The sequence below is a fragment of the Paenibacillus sp. FSL K6-1217 genome, assembly GCF_045040735.1.
GTDB lineage: Bacteria > Bacillota > Bacilli > Paenibacillales > Paenibacillaceae > Paenibacillus_AQ.
In genome coordinates, this window is sequence record NZ_CP150271.1 from 1,488,285 (window position 1) to 1,506,925 (window position 18,641).

Consider the following 18,641-nt stretch of genomic DNA (forward strand, 5'->3'; position numbering starts at 1 on the left):
TGACGGAAAAGTACAATGGATGGACCCTCAGGAAGCCTTTTATGCGTTTCCTGAGGTTTTTTGGTTTTTTGGTTTGTTGCTTGGAATACTACATACATTACACATGGAGGTTCATTTATGGTTTTTATCATCTCAATTACCATCGTAGCCATTTTTGCATTATGGGGAGCTGTAGCGCCTGATCAGATGGCAACTACAGCTAATGCTGCGTACAATTTCTCCATTCATAATTTCGGCTGGTTCTATTTGCTGGCCACTCTGTTTTTCTTAATCTTCACCTTCTATTTAGCCTTCAGTAAGTATGGCAGTATCCGGCTGGGAGACGATGACGATGAACCGGAATATTCCACGCTCTCCTGGCTATCGATGTTATTCAGCGCAGGGATGGGGATCGGGCTTGTCTACTGGGGAGTAGCTGAACCGTTGTCCCATTACTTATCTCCGCCGGAGGGCGTAGCGGGAGGGACGACAGAAGCAGCGCGGATCTCCATGAGGTATTCTTTTTTCCACTGGGGACTGCACCCATGGGCGATTTATGCCGTGATTGGATTGACGCTTGCTTATTTCCAGTTCCGGAAGGGATATAAAGGCCTGATCAGCTCAGCCTTTATCCCTTTACTCGGAGAACGGCTCGTATCCGGCTGGCTCGGCAAGGCCATCGATATTTTAGCGGTGATTGCCACTATTTTTGGAGTAGCGACTTCGCTGGGCCTCGGGGCTCTACAGATTAATGGAGGGTTGCATTATTTATTCGGGCTTCCGAATACGGTAGGCGCTCAGATTGCAATTATTGCTGTCGTGACCGTGCTGTTCCTCATCTCCGCCACCAGCGGGCTAGACAAGGGAATCAGAATCCTCAGTAATACCAACCTAGTCATCGCCGTTCTTTTGATGCTGTTCGTATGGATAACGGGTCCGACCTCATTTATCTTCGAGACCTTTACAACCACGCTAGGCAGTTACCTGCAAAACATCGTCAATATGAGCTTAAGATTAACGCCTTTTTCCAAAGGGACCTGGGTCGGGGCGTGGACTTTATTCTATTGGGCCTGGTGGATTGCCTGGGCACCCTTTGTCGGAACGTTCATTGCCAGGGTATCGAAGGGAAGAACCATTAAGGAGTTTGTCATATGCGTGCTGATTATACCGAGTCTGTTCGGCTTCCTCTGGTTTTCGGTATTTGGCGGAACGGGCATGCAAATGGAGTTGTTCGACGCTGTCCAGCTGGCTGAAACCGTTAAAGGAGATACGACGACCGCCCTCTTCGTCATGCTGGAGCAACTGCCCTTAGGCACCATAATATCGTTCATAGCTACGATCCTGATTATGATCTTCTTCATTACTTCCGCCGATTCGGCTACCTTTGTACTAGGCATGCTGACCTCGGACGGCAAGCTGAACCCCAGTGCAAGAGTCAAATTAACATGGGGTATTCTGCAATCTGCCATTGCTGTTGTACTGCTGATCAGTGGCGGATTAGGCGGGCTTCAGACCGCTTCCATTGTAGCAGCCTTGCCCTTTGCCATTGTGCTGATCGCAATGTGCTTCTCCCTGCTCAAGGCGCTCAAGGAGGAGGACAAAGAACGCCGTCAACGCGAGAAGCTCCAACGCCAGAAGCTGAAGCGGCTGCTGGAGGAGCATGAGGCGCCCCAGCCTAATGTGGATTCCATTTGATCATTCATTGTGTGAAAAGTTAATTAAAAGAGTTCTCTACAACCCCGCTTCCAAGTTCCAGTGTTATCCTTGACTAAAATTATAAAAAGGTGTGTGTTAAAGATCACAGCGGATAACCTGAGAATAGAACCTAAGAGGATGGAGCTAGTTGTAGAGAATTTAGAAAAAGGTTTCGGCGATAAGCCTGTATTGTCCGGGGCGGATTTTGTATTTGAGCAGGGGAAGATTTACGGACTGCTTGGCCGCAACGGGGCTGGTAAGACGACATTATTCAATTGTTTAGGCGGGGAAATCCAGACAGACGGCGGAAGAATGAAGCTGGTCCAAGGCGATGACACCAGAGATCTGCAACCGGAGGATGTCGGTTATGTCTATTCCCTGAGCCGCTGACTTCGTTAGTTGTCATCGTGGCCTTAGAAATGAAGCAACTGCTTCGGGAGATGAAGCATGATCATGTGTTGATTTTCTCCACACATATTTTGGAGCTGGCAGCCGATTTGTGCGATGAGCTGGCCCTGCTTCATCAAGGCAAGCTGACGCGCATATCGGCAGAATTGTATATGCGGGCAATATTGGTTAACCGCTATGTGACTTTTCTGTTGTACCAATGGATTGCCATGAGGGTTAGCCATAAGATTCTAGACTATCAAAAAAACCAACCCCGATGATTGTATAGTCGGGGTTGGTTTTTTTGATGCGGGATCGGCAGGATTGAAATAAATAAATTTAAGCCTTTCAATTTAAAACATTTATGCTATAATCGTAATTATTACGATTAATATTTTGGAGATGAAGGCCATACTACGATATTTGTTGCAACGCTTATTACAGCTCTTCCCAGTGCTGCTCGGCATCTCTGGCATTACCTTTGCGCTAATGCGCTTAACACCTGGTGATCCGGCAGAGATTATGCTGCGTGCTGACGGTATTAAACCTACCTATGAAGCCATTGAGGCAACCAGATATGCACTCGGTCTGGATGGTCCTGTACATATGCAATATTTTCATTGGTTATACCGGATACTCCATCTTGATTTGGGCAACTCCTACAGCAGCGGTCGCCCAGTGTTCACAGAGCTAATGAACCGCTCTCCTGCAACATTGCTGCTAAGCAGCTGCTCTGTATTGGCCGCTGTTCTTATTGCCTTACCTATTGGTATAGGATCTGCACTATATCCGGGCAGATGGCTTGACCGACTGGGAAGGGTCTGTGCGCTGCTTAGTGTTTCGATGCCAGCTTACTGGTTAAGCCTGCTCCTGATTTATTATGGTGCAGTGAAGCTGAGGCTATTTCCTGTAATGGGAATGGACGGGGTGTCCAGCGTTATTCTGCCTGCACTTACACTTGGATTTGGAATGGCGGGAGTCTATATCCGTTTGATTCGTTCAAGTCTGCTAGATGTCTTACGGATGCCTTACATCAAAGCAGCAAGAGCGAAGGGATTGCAGGAATGGAGAATCATCACTATTCATGCCCTTCGCAATGCGCTACTTCCAAGTCTCACACTCCTTGGAGTTAACATCGCAGGGCTACTCGGCGGTTCTGTGATCGTTGAGACGATATTTTCCTGGCCGGGAATCGGGAAGTATGCCATCGAAGCGATTTTTGCGAAGGACTATATTGTCATTCAGGGTTACGTATTATGGATGGCTGTTGCCGTTGTCTTGATCAACTTGATAGTAGATGGGTTACATCTGCTGCTGGACCCGCGAATCAGGCTGCGGTGACGCTGAAGAAGGAGCAGATTATCATGTTTAGGACTGGCCTATTTACGAATAACGAAGCGAAGCTGGGAGCGGGTATCGTACTTTTGTTCATCGGTGTGGGGTTGCTGGCACCTTGGCTGGCACACTCCGATCCGCTGCAAATTCACATGGAGCAGAAGCTGAGTCTCCCTTCCTGGCAGTATCCGCTTGGTACGGATCATCTGGGACGCTGTGTTCTATCCCGTCTAATCTACGGGACAAGGACTTCCCTGTATTATTCGTTCATGGTGTTGGCCGTTGTTTTTGCGATTAGCATCCCTGCCGGTCTACTGGCCGGGTACGCAGGTGGCAAGATTGATCATTTGATTATGCGGATTACTGACATTTTACTTGCTTTTCCCAGCTTGATTCTGTCCCTTGCAATTACAGCCATGTTAGGTCCCAGTATGAAGAATCTGTTAATCGCATTTGCAGCAGTCTGGTGGACGGGGTATGCCAGAGTCATCCGGAGCATGGTGCTTCAAATTAAGGAAAGAGGATATATTACTGCGGCCCAAGCGTCAGGCACTTCCCATTTGCACATTATTCTCAGGCATATTTTGCTGAACGCAGCACGGCCTATTCTGGTTCTGGCTTCAATGGAGGCGGGAACAATTATGCTATCCATTGCAGGTTTGTCCTTTTTGGGTTTGGGTGCTCAGCCGCCTACACCGGAATGGGGAATTATGCTGAATGACAGCCGGGCCTATATTCAAACCGAGCCGCGGCTGATGCTCTACCCTGGAATGGTAATCATGCTTGCGGTTCTGGGCTTTAATTTGCTGGGGGAAGGCTTACGCCGATCTGCGCATGGTTCAATTCCGAGGGGAAGTGAGGGGCCGGCATATGAGAACAGAACCGCCACTACTGAAGGTCAGTCATTTATACACCAGCTTCCACACAGGAAGTGAGCGAGTCAAGGCTGTTGAGGATGTAAGTATCGAGGTGAATTCCCGGCAAATTGTTGCGTTGGTGGGCGAAAGCGGCAGCGGGAAAAGTGTTACGGCGATGTCCATTTTAGGATTATTAGATCCTCCTGGCACCATAGATAGTGGAGAAATCTGGCTGGGAGGTACCAATCTTCGTGGATGCACCCGCCGCCAGTTGAGGAAGCTCCGGGGAACTGAAATGGCTGTCATCTTTCAAGATCCCGTGAATGCGCTGAATCCGGTACTCACTATTGGCAGACAGATCATGGAGACCATTCTCCTGCACCGGCGGGTAACGAGACAAGAAGCAAAGGTACTGGCTATACAGCAGATGCAGCAGGTAGGCCTGGCCAATCCTGCACAGCTGCTGAATAAATATCCTTTTCAAATTAGCGGAGGCATGTGTCAGCGGGTGATGATCGCCATCGCACTTGTCTCTGGTGCAGGTCTGCTTATTGCAGATGAGCCGACAACGGCACTGGATGTAACTATCCAAGCCCAGATTCTCCAGGAGTTGGACAGGATCAGGTGGGCAAACTCTGTCGGTATCCTGTTAATTACGCATGATCTCGGCGTTGTTGCAGAGCTTGCAGATTATGTCTATGTGATGAAATCCGGAAGGATTGTGGAATCGGGCAACGTCTTTGACATATTCTCTGCTCCGGTGCATCCCTATACTCAATACTTAATGAATTGCAGATAACAACATAAATATCACATTAGTATAGAGGGGAGGGTGAACCATGAAGCTGCTGGAAGCAGTAAATCTGAACAAAAGGTATGGGATGGAAAGGGGGTGGTTCACACCTAATGCCAGGACTGTGCAGGCTGTGAAGAACCTGTCCTTCAGTCTGGAGAGCGGAGAGACTATGGGACTTGTGGGTGAAAGCGGCTGCGGGAAAAGCACTTTGGCCAGATTGCTGCTGGGACTGGAGAAACCGTCTTCCGGAAGAGTTCTGTACCAAAGTGAAGACTATACAGACTGGAGCTTTAGCGAGCTGCGGACGATCCGTAAGAAGCTGCAGATGGTGTTTCAGAACAGTCTGGCTTCCTTTAATCCCTTGTTTACAGTAGAGCAGATTATCGGGGAGCCTCTTCGAAACTACGGAGAGAGGAAGGCCGAATCACGCAGGGTCATGGCAGCAGACACGCTTGAGCGGGTTGGACTTGAACGGCGGTACCTTCACCGTTATCCGCATGAACTCAGCGGCGGCCAGCAGCAGAGGGTCGGAATTGCCAGAGCGATCGTGCTTCGCCCGGAGCTGATTATCTGTGATGAACCGTTCTCAAGTCTCGATGTCACCTTACGCAAGCAAATGATGGCTCTGTTGCAGGAATTGAAGCGTGAGCTGGGTTTGTCCTATATTTTCATTACACATGACTTGTCAGTTGTAAACCGCTTCTGCGACAGTGTGGCCGTGATGTATCAAGGAGCTATTGTGGAGAGGCAGACAGGTGAGCACATCATGCAGCACGCAGACCACCCTTATACTAGAAGATTGCTCTCCTCCGTACCAGTGCAGGACCCCCGGTTACGGGACCATAGGATAAGTAAAGAGAAGGAGTACAGAGAATGAGCACAAATCTACAGTCAATAAGCCTATTCACAAAATCGTTATTCTTAATGCTCCTTGTAGCAATTATAGGGATATCGGGGTGCAGCAACATTACTGCCAACAATGGAGCAGCACCCATGTCTGAAACTCCAGACCAAACAATCACTGTTGCCATATCGGCTGATGCCGGTATAGACCAATTGGATGCCGGTGTTTATGAGGGTTCGATGAATGTGCATGCGATGATATATGATGGATTAGTAGAGTATGGTGAAAAAGGCGAAATCATGCCGTCACTCGCTGAATCCTGGGACATATCAGAGGATGGGAAAGGTTATACATTCCATCTACGCCAGGGCGTCAAGTTCTCAGACGGTACGGAATTTAATGCCGATGCGGTTAAGTTCTCCTTCGAACGCTGGATTAAGGACCCGGCGAATTCGTTAAATGTAGCTACAGCGATGGAATCAATTGTTGTTGTGGACGAGCATACCCTTACTATGACATTTAACAAAGCGTATTATCCTTTTCTGACCGAGCTCTCCTTTGCAAGACCCGTCAGGATCATCAGCCCTTCCGCAGTGGAGCCTGCAGGTGATATTAATGGCACATTCATCAAAGCGGTAGGAACCGGAGCTTGGATGGCAGAGAGCTATAAGACGGATCAGGAGGCCGTACTCGTCAGAAATCCTAATTATTGGGGAGAAATGCCGAAGCTGTCCAAAATTATCATGAAGGTAATCCCTGATCCACAGTCCAGAGTATTGGCGCTGCAAAGCGGGGATGTTGATATAGCCGGGGGACAAATGGGTAAGATCCCAATAGAGAGCATCCCCGTGATCGAAGCGGATACCTCACTACGCTTGCAAATAGCACCAGGTACCAACTCACATTTCATGATCTTCAACTACAATTCGCCAGTCCTTCAAGATCTGAATATACGCAAAGCCATTAATTTAGCCATTAACAAAAAAAGCATTGTGAACGATCTCATGGACGGTATTGGGCACGAAGCCAAAGGCTTGTTCCCGCTGACAGTTCCCTATGTGACAGAGTCAAATCATACGTGGTATGGCTTCGATCCCCAGGAAGCGAAGCAGCTGCTGGAAGCAGCCGGCTATAAGGATTCGGACGGAGACGGGATAGCCGAGAAGGACGGAATACCGCTTGAGCTTCATTTCGTGCTTCAGCAAGCCGAATATCCCGAATGGAAATCCATCAGTGAGCTGATCCAATCGGATCTGAAGGAGATTGGCATCTCAGTGGAGCTTCAGGTGCTTGAACCAAATGCCTATTATGATGCCTTATGGACAAGCAAAGCCTACGACCTCATCCTGTATCGGACTTACGATGACGCCTATAATCCGCATGCGTTCCTTCTGTCCCTGTTCCATCACACCCCTGAAGCACCTGCTGTGGTATGGTCTGATGCTGAGCTGGAATCGCTGATTGACACGGCAGTGGGAACCACTGAGATTCAGAAGCGTCAGAGCACCTATGATTCAATCTTTTCAAGGATGTATCAGGAGGCTATGTTTGCAGCAATTTATTTCCCCGATGATCTATTGGCTGTGAATCAAAGAGTGACCGGATTCAAGCCAGGGCATACCACGTTTAGCCCCGTCTACTGGAATCAGCTTGATATAGGTGAAGAATAAAATAATATTGCCAAGAAGGAGTGAACGACCATTGAGTATACAGCAAGAGGTTGAACAGTATTGGGAAGGTGAAGCAGAGCTTTACAGTGAAGGCATTCAAAAGGAACTGAACGGTTTCCAGCGGGAAGCCTGGCTGAAGCTTATTCAGGAAAATGCTCCGAAGCAGGAGAGCCTGCATGTGCTTGACATTGGCTGCGGCCCGGGCTTTTTCTCTGTGATTCTCTCAAGTGCCGGGCATTTGGTCACTGCGATTGATTGCACTGACAATATGCTGGAAGAAGCGCGTGCCCACTCCAGCCGGGAGGGGGTCAACGTTACTTTCCGCAAGATGGACTCGCACAAGCTGGACTTTGCTGCGGAGAGCTTCGATCTGATCGTGTGCCGTAATGTCACCTGGAGTCTTGCCGATCCGAAGTCAGCCTATAAGGAATGGAGAAGAGTTCTCAAGCCGGGAGGGCGGCTGCTGATCTTCGATGCCAACTGGAATCGTCATCTATGGGACGAAGAGATGCGGCAGAAGCATGCAGAGGATCAACAAGCCTATGTAGCTAAAGGCTATGGTGAGCTTCCGCACCACAACGATATCGAGGAGACTGACCGGCTGAGCCTGGCATTGCCGCTGACCAGAGAGTGGCGCCCGGAATGGGATGTGCGTTCGCTCAAGGAGGAAGGTTTCTCCGCCGTCTACACTGAAGAGAATCTTAACTCCAAAGTATTGGAGGAGAAACAACAAGTCTTGTACCGGTCCACACCGATGTTTATGATTTGCGCTGAGAGATGAGAAGGACCGGATTTATAAATGAATAAAGTAAACAAAGAGCAATCTCCAATGAGGTTGCTCTTTGTGTTACAGCTAATTTTGCCAGTTCACCTTCAGTTCATACTGACGTCACGGAGAATACACTTTCATGGCTTAAGCTTTCATTAGCATCAAATGAAGACAGTCAGAGAAGTAACCATTCTGTGAAAGTCCGTATGAGAGAGAGGAATTTAAATGAGATTATTTGAGGTGCTTTTAGTTCTATCCTGTTTCGCCTTACTTGCAGATCTTTTATTTGTGAAAAGAAGTGCAAAAAAGACAGGACTTGTTGTGGGTGTAGGAAGTAGCGTTATATTATTAATTCAATTGTTTGTTGAGGGATACAGATGGCAATTGCTTGTAGTATATATTATGACGGCGCTGCTCATACTCATCGTTATACTCAGGCATTTAGGTAAGATGGGGAATATAGGGAATATGAAAGCAGGGAAGCTGTTGAAGTATAGTTCATCTTCCATCATCGTCATTCTGCTTGTTGTTTCTACCGCCCTGTCTGTATACTTGCCTGTCTTCCATTTGCCGAAGCCTGAGGGTCCAGAGAAAGTGGGTACGCAAAGCTTTCATTTTACAGATCAGAACAGAGATGAAGTCTTAACGGAAGATCCAAGCGATAAGCGGGAACTAATGGTTCAAGTGTGGTACCCTACTGAAAATAGCAGCAACAAGAAGAGTGAAGCTCTTTTTCCAAAAGATAAAGCAATGTTCAAAAAGTATATCCAGACCTATTCTAATTCATTAAACCTTCCAGACTTTGTATTCGATTACTGGAAGTATAGTACAACCAACTCTTATGACAATGTAGAACTATTGCCTTCTACAAGCCCTTATCCCGTGGTACTGCTATCGCATGGTATGGGAACCAGTAAGGTTCTACATGCATCCCAGGCCGAGAATCTGGCCAGTCACGGGTATATCGTGGTCACCATCGATCATACGTATAGTACCTTTGCTACTATTTTTCCAGATGGCCGTGTAACGGACTATACCACTAAGATGACTACCGTAGAAGATCGCAGAAGAATCGGTAATATATGGACGAAAGATGTGGAGTTTGTACTCAATCAAATGGAACAGCTAAATTCAGGTGCAATCGAAAGTCAATTTAAGGGGAAAATCGATTTAAATAATATAGGTGTGATGGGGCATTCTTTCGGGGGTGCAACCGCGTTTAATACAGCTTATCTCGATCCTAGAATTAAGGCCGGGGTTAATATGGACGGGTCACTGATTGAAGTGGACAATAGAGATGATCTAAACAAGCCGTTTATGTTCATAAGATCGGGGGTGTTTAAAGACTGGTTAACCGATTTTAAGAAGGATACCCATCCGGATAACGAAGTCACTAAACAGCTTGAGGAAGAGCTGCACATTATTAAAAATGTAATCAATCAGGGAGGGCCTGCGATTTATATAGAGGGTACCCAACACTTCAATTTCACGGACCTTCAGTTCTACTCCGAGTTGATTAAACTTACTGGAATAACCGGAGACATCAATGGTACAAGAGGATCAAGCATCGTAAATCACTATGTTCTCGATTTCTTTGATAAGCAGCTGAAAGGAACGGGCGGAGATCTGATTCAGGGTCCGAACGACAGTTATCCAGAGGTGAAATTTATAAAGGCGGAAGAGCTTTAAAATGAAATAATATACGATATTGATATAATTACAAACGATTTCGGGAGCAGCACCCCCTTCTTTATACTATTCTGAGAATAGAAATAAGAAGGGGGTGCTGCTTATGATACTTCAAGTTACGATAGGAATTCTGTTGCTTCCATTCCTGTTTTTCGGTATACGGGCTATAGTGCATTCTAAATGGGGTGACAAAATAGCCAGACAGCAGGAGGAACGGTTCACTCATTATATCAGTCAAGAATACGTTGACGGCAAGGAGTGCGGCCGTTAAGTACCGTTGCCCGCAGCAGCAGATTGCTTGCGGAAGTCTTGCGGAATTTGTCCTAATTGTTTACCGAAGACATACGAAAAATAACTTGCCGTTTGAAATCCGCAGGCCATGGCGATCTCTCCCACAGGCATCGTTGTCTCTTTCAGCATCTCACAGCTTTTTTGAATACGATAGCGGGTTAAATAATTATTAGGTGTCCAGCCAACATGCTTTTTGAATAGCTCACAACATCTGCTTCTGCATACTGAACCGGCAGCGGCAATCTCATCAATGGTTAGTTTAGCGTCATAATGCTGGTGAATATACCCGGTCATTTTACGGATCGTCATCCATACCTGTTCATCATTCGGATTGCCCGGTGCTTGCTGTATATGATCAGCTATACCCGCACATATGGACACAGCCTGGGATACTAACCGGAGCAGGTTCCCTTCATGGCTGTGCACTTCATTATACAACTCAGTTAGTGCGAGCAGTATCTCATGCTGCCAAGACGTTTGAGAAGATAACAGTAAAAAATCATCGGTTCCGGAACCGAATTTTTCTTCAAGATATGCTTTTCCCGCAAGCGTATTTTCGCCTAGAAGTGCAGGATGAATGACGATGACCAGAAAAGTACAATCGCTCTCCCTAGCAGAGAAGCCATAGTGGAGGCGTTTACTGTTAACAAAAATTCCGTTCCCTTTACCGAGCTGGACCGTTTGTCCGTTCACATAAAAATCCATTGTCCCGTCCAGCACCAAAATAAACTCCAAATCCGGGTGCCAATGATAAGCGGCCGCGAAGCGGTCGAATTGATGCAGTGCTCCTTTTTTAGCATACAGCGGGAAACCCGGCAGATTATAATTCAGTCTTTCAGATAAATCAGAGAATACCTCGAGAGCGAATTTTTCCATCGCTACACCTCATTCATGGATTATACGATTTTGATACAATGATAACTGATTGAAGAGGAGAAAACAAAAAAATGTCATAAGGAGCCAAGCCTACTGAGATTAAAATAGGGGTTTGGAAGAGACTACGAGCTAACGTATCTCTAACTCAAAAACAAAGGGTGTCTTATAAGCCATTTCATGGCTTATGGGATACCCTTTTATTCTAAGAAAAACGCATAACCAACAACGAACACCGTTCTTGACGAACAATGTTCGTTATGTTATAAATGTATCATCTTAACTAATTCATACGCTTATGTAAGGAAAGGAGGAGAGCATGTATGTCTGATACAAATAGTGGCCACAGTGTGCAAGCAGCCTTTTCCTTAAAACAAATTTTGCCCATACTTCTAGCTGTTGCTTCAGGAATGTTCCTGGTGATCTTAGACAGCACCATCATGAATGTGGCTGTACCGAAATTAGTGAATGCCTTCGATACCAATCTTAGTACGATTCAGTGGGTCATTACGGCGTATACCTTGTCTTTATCGGCAGTCATTCCGCTTGCTGGCTGGTTCTCCGACTGTTTCTCACCCAAACGGATGTTTATGATTAGTATTGTGTTGTTTGTTCTCGCTTCTGTGCTGTGTGCAATGGCCACCACTCCTAGTCAGCTTATCGTTTTCCGCATCATTCAAGGTCTGGGCGGAGGCATGGTGGCTCCCATCGGGATTGCCACTGTATTCATGGTCGCTCCACCTGACAAAAGAGGATCGGTCATGGGCATCCTCGGTATCCCGATGCTGCTTGCTCCCATTCTTGGCCCCTTATTGTCGGGTTGGCTGATCGAGTACATCAACTGGCACTGGATCTTTTTCATCAACGTTCCGGTTGGCATCTTGGCTTTATTCATGGCCTGGAGGTACTTACCTGCATCGGGTGCAACATCCAACAACAAGCTGGATGTGACCGGCGCACTGTTGGCTCCGGTTGCCTTTACTTCAATTGTGTTTGCCGTACATCAAGCAGGAGAGAAGGGGTGGTCCAATCTATGGACGTTAGCTCCTCTGGCTTGGGGCCTGGTTATACTGGCTATCTTTATCTGGAATGAGCTGCGGCACAAGCACCCGCTGCTGGAGCTGCGAGTATTCCGTTCGCCTACCTTTGTACATGGCATTTCTGTCGCCTGGCTGAATCAGATCGCTTTATTCGGAAGTATTCTGTTATTCCCGCTGTATTTACAGCAAGTGAGAGGGCTAACCCCTCTTGAGGCTGGACTATATGTGATCCCGCAAGCCCTGTTATCTACGGTCGGCATTAATGCCGGCGGCCGGTTGTTTGACCGTTTCGGTGTGCGCCCGGTAGCCATCATGGGTATTCTGTCACTTTGCGGGTCCTTACTTGCTCTGACGCAGATTGATGCCCATACCAGTACGTTATACATCATTTGCAGCTTTGCTTTTGCAGGGCTTGGGCAAGGATTAACGATGATGCAGATCAATACACATGTCCTCAGATCAGCTCCCAAGGAATTAATCAGCCGTGTTACTCCCATCACCACTTCAGCCCAGCAGATTATGTCCTCCTTCGGCGTTACTATTACGATGGCTTTTCTGGCCAATCAAATCAGGGGACTTCCCGCACAGCATTCACCCGATCAATTAGGTCATGCCTTCGGCTCAACATTCTGGATTACTTTAGGTTTTGCAGTTAGTGCAATGGTTTTATCTTTGTTTTTTGCAGGCAAGAAGCACGATTCCTGAGAAAATAACTTTCAACCAAAAGGAGATGTCTATACATGACAACAAATAATTCTACAGAACAACGCCGGATCGCAATTATTGGAGGGGGACCAGGGGGGCTAACGCTTGCCTTGATTCTGCAGCAGCATGGTATTTCCTCGACGATTTACGAGCGTGAGCATGAGGACCTAAGCCATGAACGCGGAGGCTCCTTAGATATTCATGAAGAATCCGGGCAGCTCGCGTTGAAGGAAGCCGGATTATATGAAGCTTTTCTGCAGGCAGCACGGTTTGAGGGCGAAGACTTCCGGCTCATGGATAAGACGGGGAACCTATACCTGGATGAAGTGGCCGACGATGAGAGCGCGGAAGGGCAGAGACGCCCGGAGATTGACCGCGGTGTGCTTTGTGACTTGCTGTTAAACAAATTAGATCCGTCTACCATACAGTATGGTTATAAACTGGAGAAGGCTGTATCCCTTGGGGAGGGTAAAACGGAGCTTCATTTTGAGAATGGACATATCGCTGTGGCTGATCTTGTAATTGGTGCAGACGGTGCCTTTTCCCGCGTTCGTCCTCTGCTTACGGATACAGATGTGGAATATTCAGGTCTGACTATGCTGGAGCTTAACGTTATTGCCGCCGATCACCCGGATCTGGCAGCATTCAATGCTCGTGGCAAGATGTTCGCACTGGATGATCACAAAGGGATTCTGGGCCAATTGAACGGCAACGGACGGATCAAAGTATATGCGAGCTTCAAGGTAGAGCGGGACTGGTTAGACGAAATTCGAAATGATAAGCCACAGGAGATTAAGACAAAGCTGCTTGAGCTGTTTCACGATTGGAGTGAACCGCTCAAGAATTATATCCGGTATGCAGAAGATGCGGTTGTGCCCAGACGGATCTACATGCTGCCAGTCGGGTTTCGCTGGGGACGCAGCGCTGGTGTGACGTTGATTGGAGATGCGGCTCATCTCATGTCCCCTTTTGCGGGAGAAGGGGTGAATCTTGCAATGCTGGATGCGCTGGAGCTGGCTCTGGCCATAGCAAGGAACAAGGAGACATCTGTGGCGATTGAAGAATATGAGGAGAAAATGTTCCAGTATGCCTCAGAGAAAGCCTATGTGTCTAACGAAAATCTCATCCTGAGCTTCTCAGAGAACGCTGCTCCCAAGTTTGCAGCACTCATGCAATCTTATCAAGACCTGTACGAGCAGCAAGGATGATGTTATCTTCCGCGGGTGTATTTACTATTGGCTTCCGGCATGTTATAAGAAAAGTATGATGAAACCTACACGCGAAATTGTGAGCCGCCGTAACCGGCCAGCCAAAGAACCCCTCAGTCATGAATTGATTGTCAAGAACGCGTATGAGCTGCTGAAGCAGGAAGGGACCTCCGGCATGAGTATGAGGAAGGTAGCCAAGCAACTGGACACCGGACCTTCCTCCCTGTATGTGTACGTTAAAAATCTGCAGGAATTGAGCTCTTATGTGCTTGACCTTGGTCTTGGGGAGTTGAACCTGCCAGAGCTTATGGACGGTGACTGGAAGGAGCAGTTATTTCAAGCGCTTCATGCTTATGCGAATCTGCTTATCGAGCAACCCGGGTTAGCTGAGCTATCCCTGCAGACGATTCCTATTGGGAATAATGCTTTTCGTCTGAATGAGTATTTACTTACCGTCCTGCAACAAGGCGGAATCACCTCAACGTCGGCTGCTTGGGGAACGGACTTATTGCTCCTGTATGTGTCTTCTATTGCCTTGGAGAAGGCGAAACGATCGAACGAACAAATGGCCACTGCCCAGAGTTACTATAACGAAGCTGATCCGGTTCGTTTTCCGTTGATGAACAGCCTGAAGACTGATTTATTCTCTGGAGATACAGCCTCCAAGGAGAGGTTCTTCTGGGCCATTGAAGTGATACTCCAGGGGATATTGCACAAACAGTTGGGAGACAATGGTAAGTAACCAAGCGACGAAGATCATGAGAGAGGTGTCTATTGCAATGAAAGAGAACCAACCGACGAAAGTAACCGTACAAACCGTGGTACAAGCCCCTATCGAGAAGGTATGGCGCTACTGGACCGAGCCGGAGCACATCACGAAGTGGACTCAGGCCTCCGAGGACTGGCATGCGCCAAGAGCCGAGAACAATCTGCGGGCCGGAGGGACCTTTCTGACACGGATGGAAGCGAAGGATGGCAGCATGGGCTTTGATTTTGGCGGCGTATACGATGTCGTGAATCAGCATGAGGTGATCAGCTACACCATAGAAGACGGAAGAAGAGTGGAGATTACGTTCGTCGATCAAGGAAATGAGACGAAGGTCATTCAAACATTCGATGCGGAAAACGCCAATCCCGTAGAGCTCCAGCAAGCAGGCTGGCAAGCGATCATGGACAATTTCAAAGCGTATACGCAGCATAACTAATTATCAAAGAAAGGCGCCTGGGATCCCAGGCGTTTTTCTTTTTGAAGCCTTAGTACAGGAGAACAATCGTTTTAAATATGACATAAGGTGACATGATTAAGTTCTATAATGATTATAGATCAACGAGAGGAGCAATAAATCATGAGTAGAAGAATCTTATTAGACTTGGCAGTAACTTTGGATGGTTACATTGAAGGGAAAAATGGGGAAGTGGACTGGTGCATCATGGACCCTGAGCTGGAATTCGCTCAATTTTTGAATCAAGTGGATACCATATTTTATGGAAGAATAAGCTATGACCAATGGAGAGAACATGCGAAAAATCATGAAGATTCGGATGATGATAAAGAACTTTGGGAACTAGTCCATAGTAAAGACAAATATGTGTTCTCCAGGTCGCAGCAGGGGACGGGTCATGAAGCTATTTTTATTAACGACCATATTCTTGAAGAAGTTAACAAAATTAAGCAGAGACCCGGTAAAGACATCTGGTTATATGGTGGAGCAAACCTGATTACAACGTTTATCCAATTAGGACTTGTGGATGAATTCAGATTATCCGTTCACCCTGTTGTTCTTGGAGAAGGAAAACCGCTGTTTGCGGACATCAAAGAACGGTTGAATCTAAAATTGGCTCATACCCGAAGCTTCTCCTCCGGACTTGTTCAGCTTATATACCATTGGGATGGTGAGCCTGGTGAACGCTAATGATATCGTCATCAAAGGCGCGAGAGAGAATAACCTGAAAAACGTGAATGTCCGTATCCCGAAACGAAAAATCACGATCTTCACTGGCGTATCGGGTTCGGGCAAATCTTCGCTGGTCTTCGACACTATCAGTGTCGAAGCTCAGCGGCAGCTTAATGAGACGTTCTCTGCATACATCCGCAACCGGCTGCCCCGGTATAGTCAGCCAGACGCTGATCTTATCGAGAACTTGTCTACGGCCGTTGTCATCGATCAGAAAAGACTCGGCGGCAACTCCCGTTCAACAGTTGGCACGATCACGGATATCAATGCTATGCTCCGGCTGCTTTTCTCCAGAATCGGCAAACCGTTCATTGGCAATTCGCATGTATTCTCCTTTAACGACCCGGCTGGTATGTGCCCGGAGTGCTCCGGAGTGGGACAAGTGGTGCAGTTCGATGTAGAGAAGCTGCTTGACAGGTCCAGGTCGCTGAATGATGGCGCGATCCTGTTCCCCGCTTTCAAAGTGGGGGGCTGGTTGTGGAATACATATGCCCATTCCGGACTGTTCGACAACGATAAGCAGCTCGCTGAATACACACAGGAAGAAATGGATGTCCTCCTGCATGGCAAAGAGAGCAAGATCGTCTACAACACCAAAGGCGGAGCTATCGAATCGGATTACGAAGGTCTATTGCCCAAGCTCACACGCCTGTATCTGAAGCGGGACAGCAGCGAGCTGTCCGAAGCCAAACGCGAATCCATTGACCGCTTCTTGTCCTACAGTGAATGCAGCCTGTGTAAGGGCAGCCGGCTTAATCAAGAAGCCTTAGGCTGCCGGATTAACGGATACAACATCGCACAGTGTGCGGCTATGGAGATTGGCGGGCTTATTCGTATCATCGAAGCCATTCAGGAACCCGTTGCCGGGCCTATGAAGGAGGGAATCCTGACCCGGTTGAATCATCTGGTCTCGATCGGGCTGGAGTATCTCAGTCTGGACCGGCAGACCTCAACATTGTCGGGAGGAGAGTCGCAGCGTATTAAGATGGTCCGTCATCTAAGCAGCAGTCTTACCGACATGATCTATATTTTTGACGAGCCAAGCGTCGGGCTGCATCCGCGGGATGTTCATCGTCTGAACGGCATGCTGCGCCAGCTCCGGGACAAAGGGAATACGGTACTTGTTGTTGAACATGACCGCGAAGTGATGGAAATCGCTGATTATATTATTGATGTAGGACCTCATGCAGGTGCCCGTGGCGGTACAATCGTCTATGATGGTGACTTTGCGGGCCTACTCCGTGCGGATACGTTAACAGGACGGTACTTGAAGCAAAGTCTGCCCTTGAAGACATCTGTCAGAGTGCCAAAGGGACAAATGAGCATAGCCTGCACCAGCCTGCACAATCTGAAGGAGGTAACCGTTGATATACCTGCCGGTGTATTGACGGTGGTGACTGGAGTAGCCGGCTCAGGCAAAAGTACGCTGATAAACGGAGCCTTCCTGCCCTCATATCCGGAAGCCATCGTCATTGATCAGTCGGCTGCGGGCACATCCATCCGCTCTAATCCGGCTACCTACACGGGAATAATGGACGACATCCGCCGGCTGTTCGCAGCCGCCAACAAGGTAAGTGCTTCCCTGTTCAGCTTCAATTCCAAGGGAGCCTGTGCCAACTGTCAGGGTCTAGGCATGATCTACACAGATCTGGCGTTTCTCGAGCCCATACGGACGACTTGTGAAGTGTGTGCGGGGAGACGGTTCAGTGATGAAGTATTGGCATACAAGCTGAATGGACAATCCATCAGCGACGTCCTTGCCATGACGGTACGGGAGGCTTCGGAATTCTTCAGCAAGAAGGAGCTGCTCCGCAAGCTGCAGACACTGGAGGATGTGGGACTTGGATACGTAACGTTAGGCCAGCCTTTGAGCACTTTGTCGGGCGGTGAGTGCCAACGGATCAAGCTGGCTGAGGAGCTTCACAAGGAGGGCAGCCTCTACGTTATGGACGAGCCGACAACCGGACTGCATATGTCCGATATCTCTGGTCTGATGGACATCATGAACCGCCTGGTCGACGGGGGCAACTCCGTGGTGGTCATCGAACATAATCTGGATGTGATCAAGAGTGCAGACTGGATTATTGACATGGGTCCCGAGGGCGGACACCGGGGTGGGCACATCGTATTCGAGGGCACACCTGCCCAGCTTGCCGCTGCTGAACATTCTATAACGGGAACGTATCTGCGGAAGGCTCTCCATTCTGATTTATTCTGATAATGATTTCAGCAATAACTAGCAGCAGCGCTATTGAGCCGTACACGCCGATGGTGTAACTAATAGGGTAACTTTTTTCCAATATCCGATTCGAAAAGTTAATCAACCCCGATGCCATAGCCACACAAGCGAATGCAACATGAACATACATGACATTCAGCCAAACCGGGAGATTGAGTTCGCGCTTCAGCCCGGTCTTATGGCTTAAAAATCCCGAAGCCCCTGGATCGATCCAATAGTTTTTCACCAAGGTGTGTAGTATAAATAGAATGCTGACACAAGCCAGCAATAGATATAACGATTTGCTTTTCTTCATCCGTTCGCAACTCC

The 18,641-nt window shown here is 47.8% G+C and carries 17 protein-coding genes and 1 pseudogene; 16 read left to right on the forward strand and 2 right to left on the reverse strand.

Translation table 11 applies throughout. From position 1 onward, the window contains the following. Positions 1–117 precede the first annotated feature (117 nt). The 10 genes from MHH28_RS06345 to MHH28_RS06390 all read left to right on the forward strand — a co-directional run bounded on the left by MHH28_RS06345 (position 118) and on the right by MHH28_RS06390 (position 10,021). Positions 118–1,674: a BCCT family transporter gene (locus tag MHH28_RS06345; protein WP_405113136.1), complete on the forward strand. Its 1,557-nt coding sequence runs from the start codon at positions 118–120 to the stop codon at positions 1,672–1,674. A gap of 138 nt (positions 1,675–1,812) precedes the next feature. Beyond that, entirely contained in the window at positions 1,813–2,064 is a 252-nt protein-coding gene (locus MHH28_RS06350) for an ATP-binding cassette domain-containing protein (protein WP_405113138.1), read from the forward strand. A gap of 29 nt (positions 2,065–2,093) precedes the next feature. After that, positions 2,094–2,342: a hypothetical protein gene (locus MHH28_RS06355; protein WP_405113140.1), complete on the forward strand. Its 249-nt coding sequence runs from the start codon at positions 2,094–2,096 to the stop codon at positions 2,340–2,342. 121 nt (positions 2,343–2,463) lie between these two features. Beyond that, positions 2,464–3,402 (forward strand): nickel ABC transporter permease, encoded by a 939-nt coding sequence (gene nikB, locus MHH28_RS06360; RefSeq protein ID WP_405116880.1) that lies wholly within the window; start codon positions 2,464–2,466, stop codon positions 3,400–3,402. Between the two features lie 23 nt (positions 3,403–3,425). Beyond that, entirely contained in the window at positions 3,426–4,331 is a 906-nt protein-coding gene (gene nikC, locus MHH28_RS06365; RefSeq protein WP_405113142.1) for a nickel transporter permease, read from the forward strand. Further along, positions 4,267–5,052: an ABC transporter ATP-binding protein gene (locus tag MHH28_RS06370; protein ID WP_405113144.1), complete on the forward strand. Its 786-nt coding sequence runs from the start codon at positions 4,267–4,269 to the stop codon at positions 5,050–5,052. The genes nikC and MHH28_RS06370 overlap by 65 nt, the downstream gene beginning before the upstream one ends. Positions 5,053–5,092: 40 nt before the next feature. Further along, positions 5,093–5,926: an ATP-binding cassette domain-containing protein gene (locus tag MHH28_RS06375; protein ID WP_405113146.1), complete on the forward strand. Its 834-nt coding sequence runs from the start codon at positions 5,093–5,095 to the stop codon at positions 5,924–5,926. A gap of 116 nt (positions 5,927–6,042) precedes the next feature. Continuing rightward, entirely contained in the window at positions 6,043–7,563 is a 1,521-nt protein-coding gene (locus MHH28_RS06380) for a nickel ABC transporter substrate-binding protein (RefSeq protein WP_405113148.1), read from the forward strand. Between the two features lie 31 nt (positions 7,564–7,594). After that, positions 7,595–8,344, forward strand: coding sequence for a class I SAM-dependent methyltransferase (locus tag MHH28_RS06385; protein ID WP_405113150.1), 750 nt, complete (start codon positions 7,595–7,597; stop codon positions 8,342–8,344). Positions 8,345–8,557: 213 nt separating this feature from the next. Next, positions 8,558–10,021: an alpha/beta hydrolase family protein gene (locus MHH28_RS06390; protein ID WP_405113152.1), complete on the forward strand. Its 1,464-nt coding sequence runs from the start codon at positions 8,558–8,560 to the stop codon at positions 10,019–10,021. Positions 10,022–10,288: 267 nt separating this feature from the next. Here the strand turns inward: MHH28_RS06390 and MHH28_RS06395 are convergent, their stop codons facing one another. Continuing rightward, positions 10,289–11,188, reverse strand: coding sequence for a helix-turn-helix domain-containing protein (locus MHH28_RS06395; RefSeq protein ID WP_405113154.1), 900 nt, complete (start codon positions 11,186–11,188; stop codon positions 10,289–10,291). Positions 11,189–11,508: 320 nt separating this feature from the next. Here MHH28_RS06395 and MHH28_RS06400 point away from each other — a divergent pair, with 320 nt between their 5' ends. From MHH28_RS06400 to MHH28_RS06425, 6 genes are all read left to right on the forward strand, one after another. Then, positions 11,509–12,930 (forward strand): MDR family MFS transporter, encoded by a 1,422-nt coding sequence (locus tag MHH28_RS06400; protein WP_405113156.1) that lies wholly within the window; start codon positions 11,509–11,511, stop codon positions 12,928–12,930. 35 nt (positions 12,931–12,965) lie between these two features. Continuing rightward, positions 12,966–14,138, forward strand: a complete 1,173-nt coding sequence (locus MHH28_RS06405) for an FAD-dependent oxidoreductase (RefSeq protein WP_405113158.1) — start codon at positions 12,966–12,968, stop codon at positions 14,136–14,138. A gap of 55 nt (positions 14,139–14,193) precedes the next feature. Then, the gene (locus MHH28_RS06410; protein ID WP_405113160.1) at positions 14,194–14,880 is read left to right on the forward strand and encodes a TetR/AcrR family transcriptional regulator; all 687 of its coding nucleotides are present in this window, start codon (positions 14,194–14,196) and stop codon (positions 14,878–14,880) included. Positions 14,881–14,917: 37 nt separating this feature from the next. Beyond that, positions 14,918–15,343 (forward strand): SRPBCC family protein, encoded by a 426-nt coding sequence (locus tag MHH28_RS06415; RefSeq protein ID WP_405113162.1) that lies wholly within the window; start codon positions 14,918–14,920, stop codon positions 15,341–15,343. Positions 15,344–15,484: 141 nt separating this feature from the next. Beyond that, entirely contained in the window at positions 15,485–16,051 is a 567-nt protein-coding gene (locus tag MHH28_RS06420; RefSeq protein WP_405113164.1) for a dihydrofolate reductase family protein, read from the forward strand. Then, positions 16,029–18,311: an ATP-binding cassette domain-containing protein gene (locus MHH28_RS06425; RefSeq protein ID WP_405116883.1), complete on the forward strand. Its 2,283-nt coding sequence runs from the start codon at positions 16,029–16,031 to the stop codon at positions 18,309–18,311. Before MHH28_RS06420 ends, MHH28_RS06425 begins: the two co-directional genes overlap by 23 nt. 13 nt (positions 18,312–18,324) lie before the next feature. Here the strand turns inward: MHH28_RS06425 and MHH28_RS06430 are convergent. Further along, positions 18,325–18,627: pseudogene (locus tag MHH28_RS06430) on the reverse strand (DUF2306 domain-containing protein); the annotation flags it as partial. Positions 18,628–18,641 lie beyond the last annotated feature (14 nt).

Excerpts from the sequence above, each read along its gene's own strand:
- MHH28_RS06345 (WP_405113136.1), top strand. The coding sequence starts at position 118 with ATGGTTTTTATCATCTCAATTACCATCGTAGCCATTTTTGCATTATGG.
- MHH28_RS06350 (WP_405113138.1), top strand. The coding sequence starts at position 1,813 with ATGGAGCTAGTTGTAGAGAATTTAGAAAAAGGTTTCGGCGATAAGCCT.
- MHH28_RS06355 (WP_405113140.1), top strand. The coding sequence starts at position 2,094 with ATGAAGCAACTGCTTCGGGAGATGAAGCATGATCATGTGTTGATTTTC.
- nikB (WP_405116880.1), top strand. The coding sequence starts at position 2,464 with ATGAAGGCCATACTACGATATTTGTTGCAACGCTTATTACAGCTCTTC.
- nikC (WP_405113142.1), top strand. The coding sequence starts at position 3,426 with ATGTTTAGGACTGGCCTATTTACGAATAACGAAGCGAAGCTGGGAGCG.
- MHH28_RS06370 (WP_405113144.1), top strand. The coding sequence starts at position 4,267 with ATGAGAACAGAACCGCCACTACTGAAGGTCAGTCATTTATACACCAGC.
- MHH28_RS06375 (WP_405113146.1), top strand. The coding sequence starts at position 5,093 with ATGAAGCTGCTGGAAGCAGTAAATCTGAACAAAAGGTATGGGATGGAA.
- MHH28_RS06380 (WP_405113148.1), top strand. The coding sequence starts at position 6,043 with ATGTCTGAAACTCCAGACCAAACAATCACTGTTGCCATATCGGCTGAT.
- MHH28_RS06390 (WP_405113152.1), top strand. The coding sequence starts at position 8,558 with ATGAGATTATTTGAGGTGCTTTTAGTTCTATCCTGTTTCGCCTTACTT.
- MHH28_RS06395 (WP_405113154.1), bottom strand. The coding sequence starts at position 11,188 with ATGGAAAAATTCGCTCTCGAGGTATTCTCTGATTTATCTGAAAGACTG.
- MHH28_RS06400 (WP_405113156.1), top strand. The coding sequence starts at position 11,509 with ATGTCTGATACAAATAGTGGCCACAGTGTGCAAGCAGCCTTTTCCTTA.
- MHH28_RS06405 (WP_405113158.1), top strand. The coding sequence starts at position 12,966 with ATGACAACAAATAATTCTACAGAACAACGCCGGATCGCAATTATTGGA.
- MHH28_RS06410 (WP_405113160.1), top strand. The coding sequence starts at position 14,194 with ATGATGAAACCTACACGCGAAATTGTGAGCCGCCGTAACCGGCCAGCC.
- MHH28_RS06415 (WP_405113162.1), top strand. The coding sequence starts at position 14,918 with ATGAAAGAGAACCAACCGACGAAAGTAACCGTACAAACCGTGGTACAA.
- MHH28_RS06420 (WP_405113164.1), top strand. The coding sequence starts at position 15,485 with ATGAGTAGAAGAATCTTATTAGACTTGGCAGTAACTTTGGATGGTTAC.
- MHH28_RS06425 (WP_405116883.1), top strand. The coding sequence starts at position 16,029 with ATGGTGAGCCTGGTGAACGCTAATGATATCGTCATCAAAGGCGCGAGA.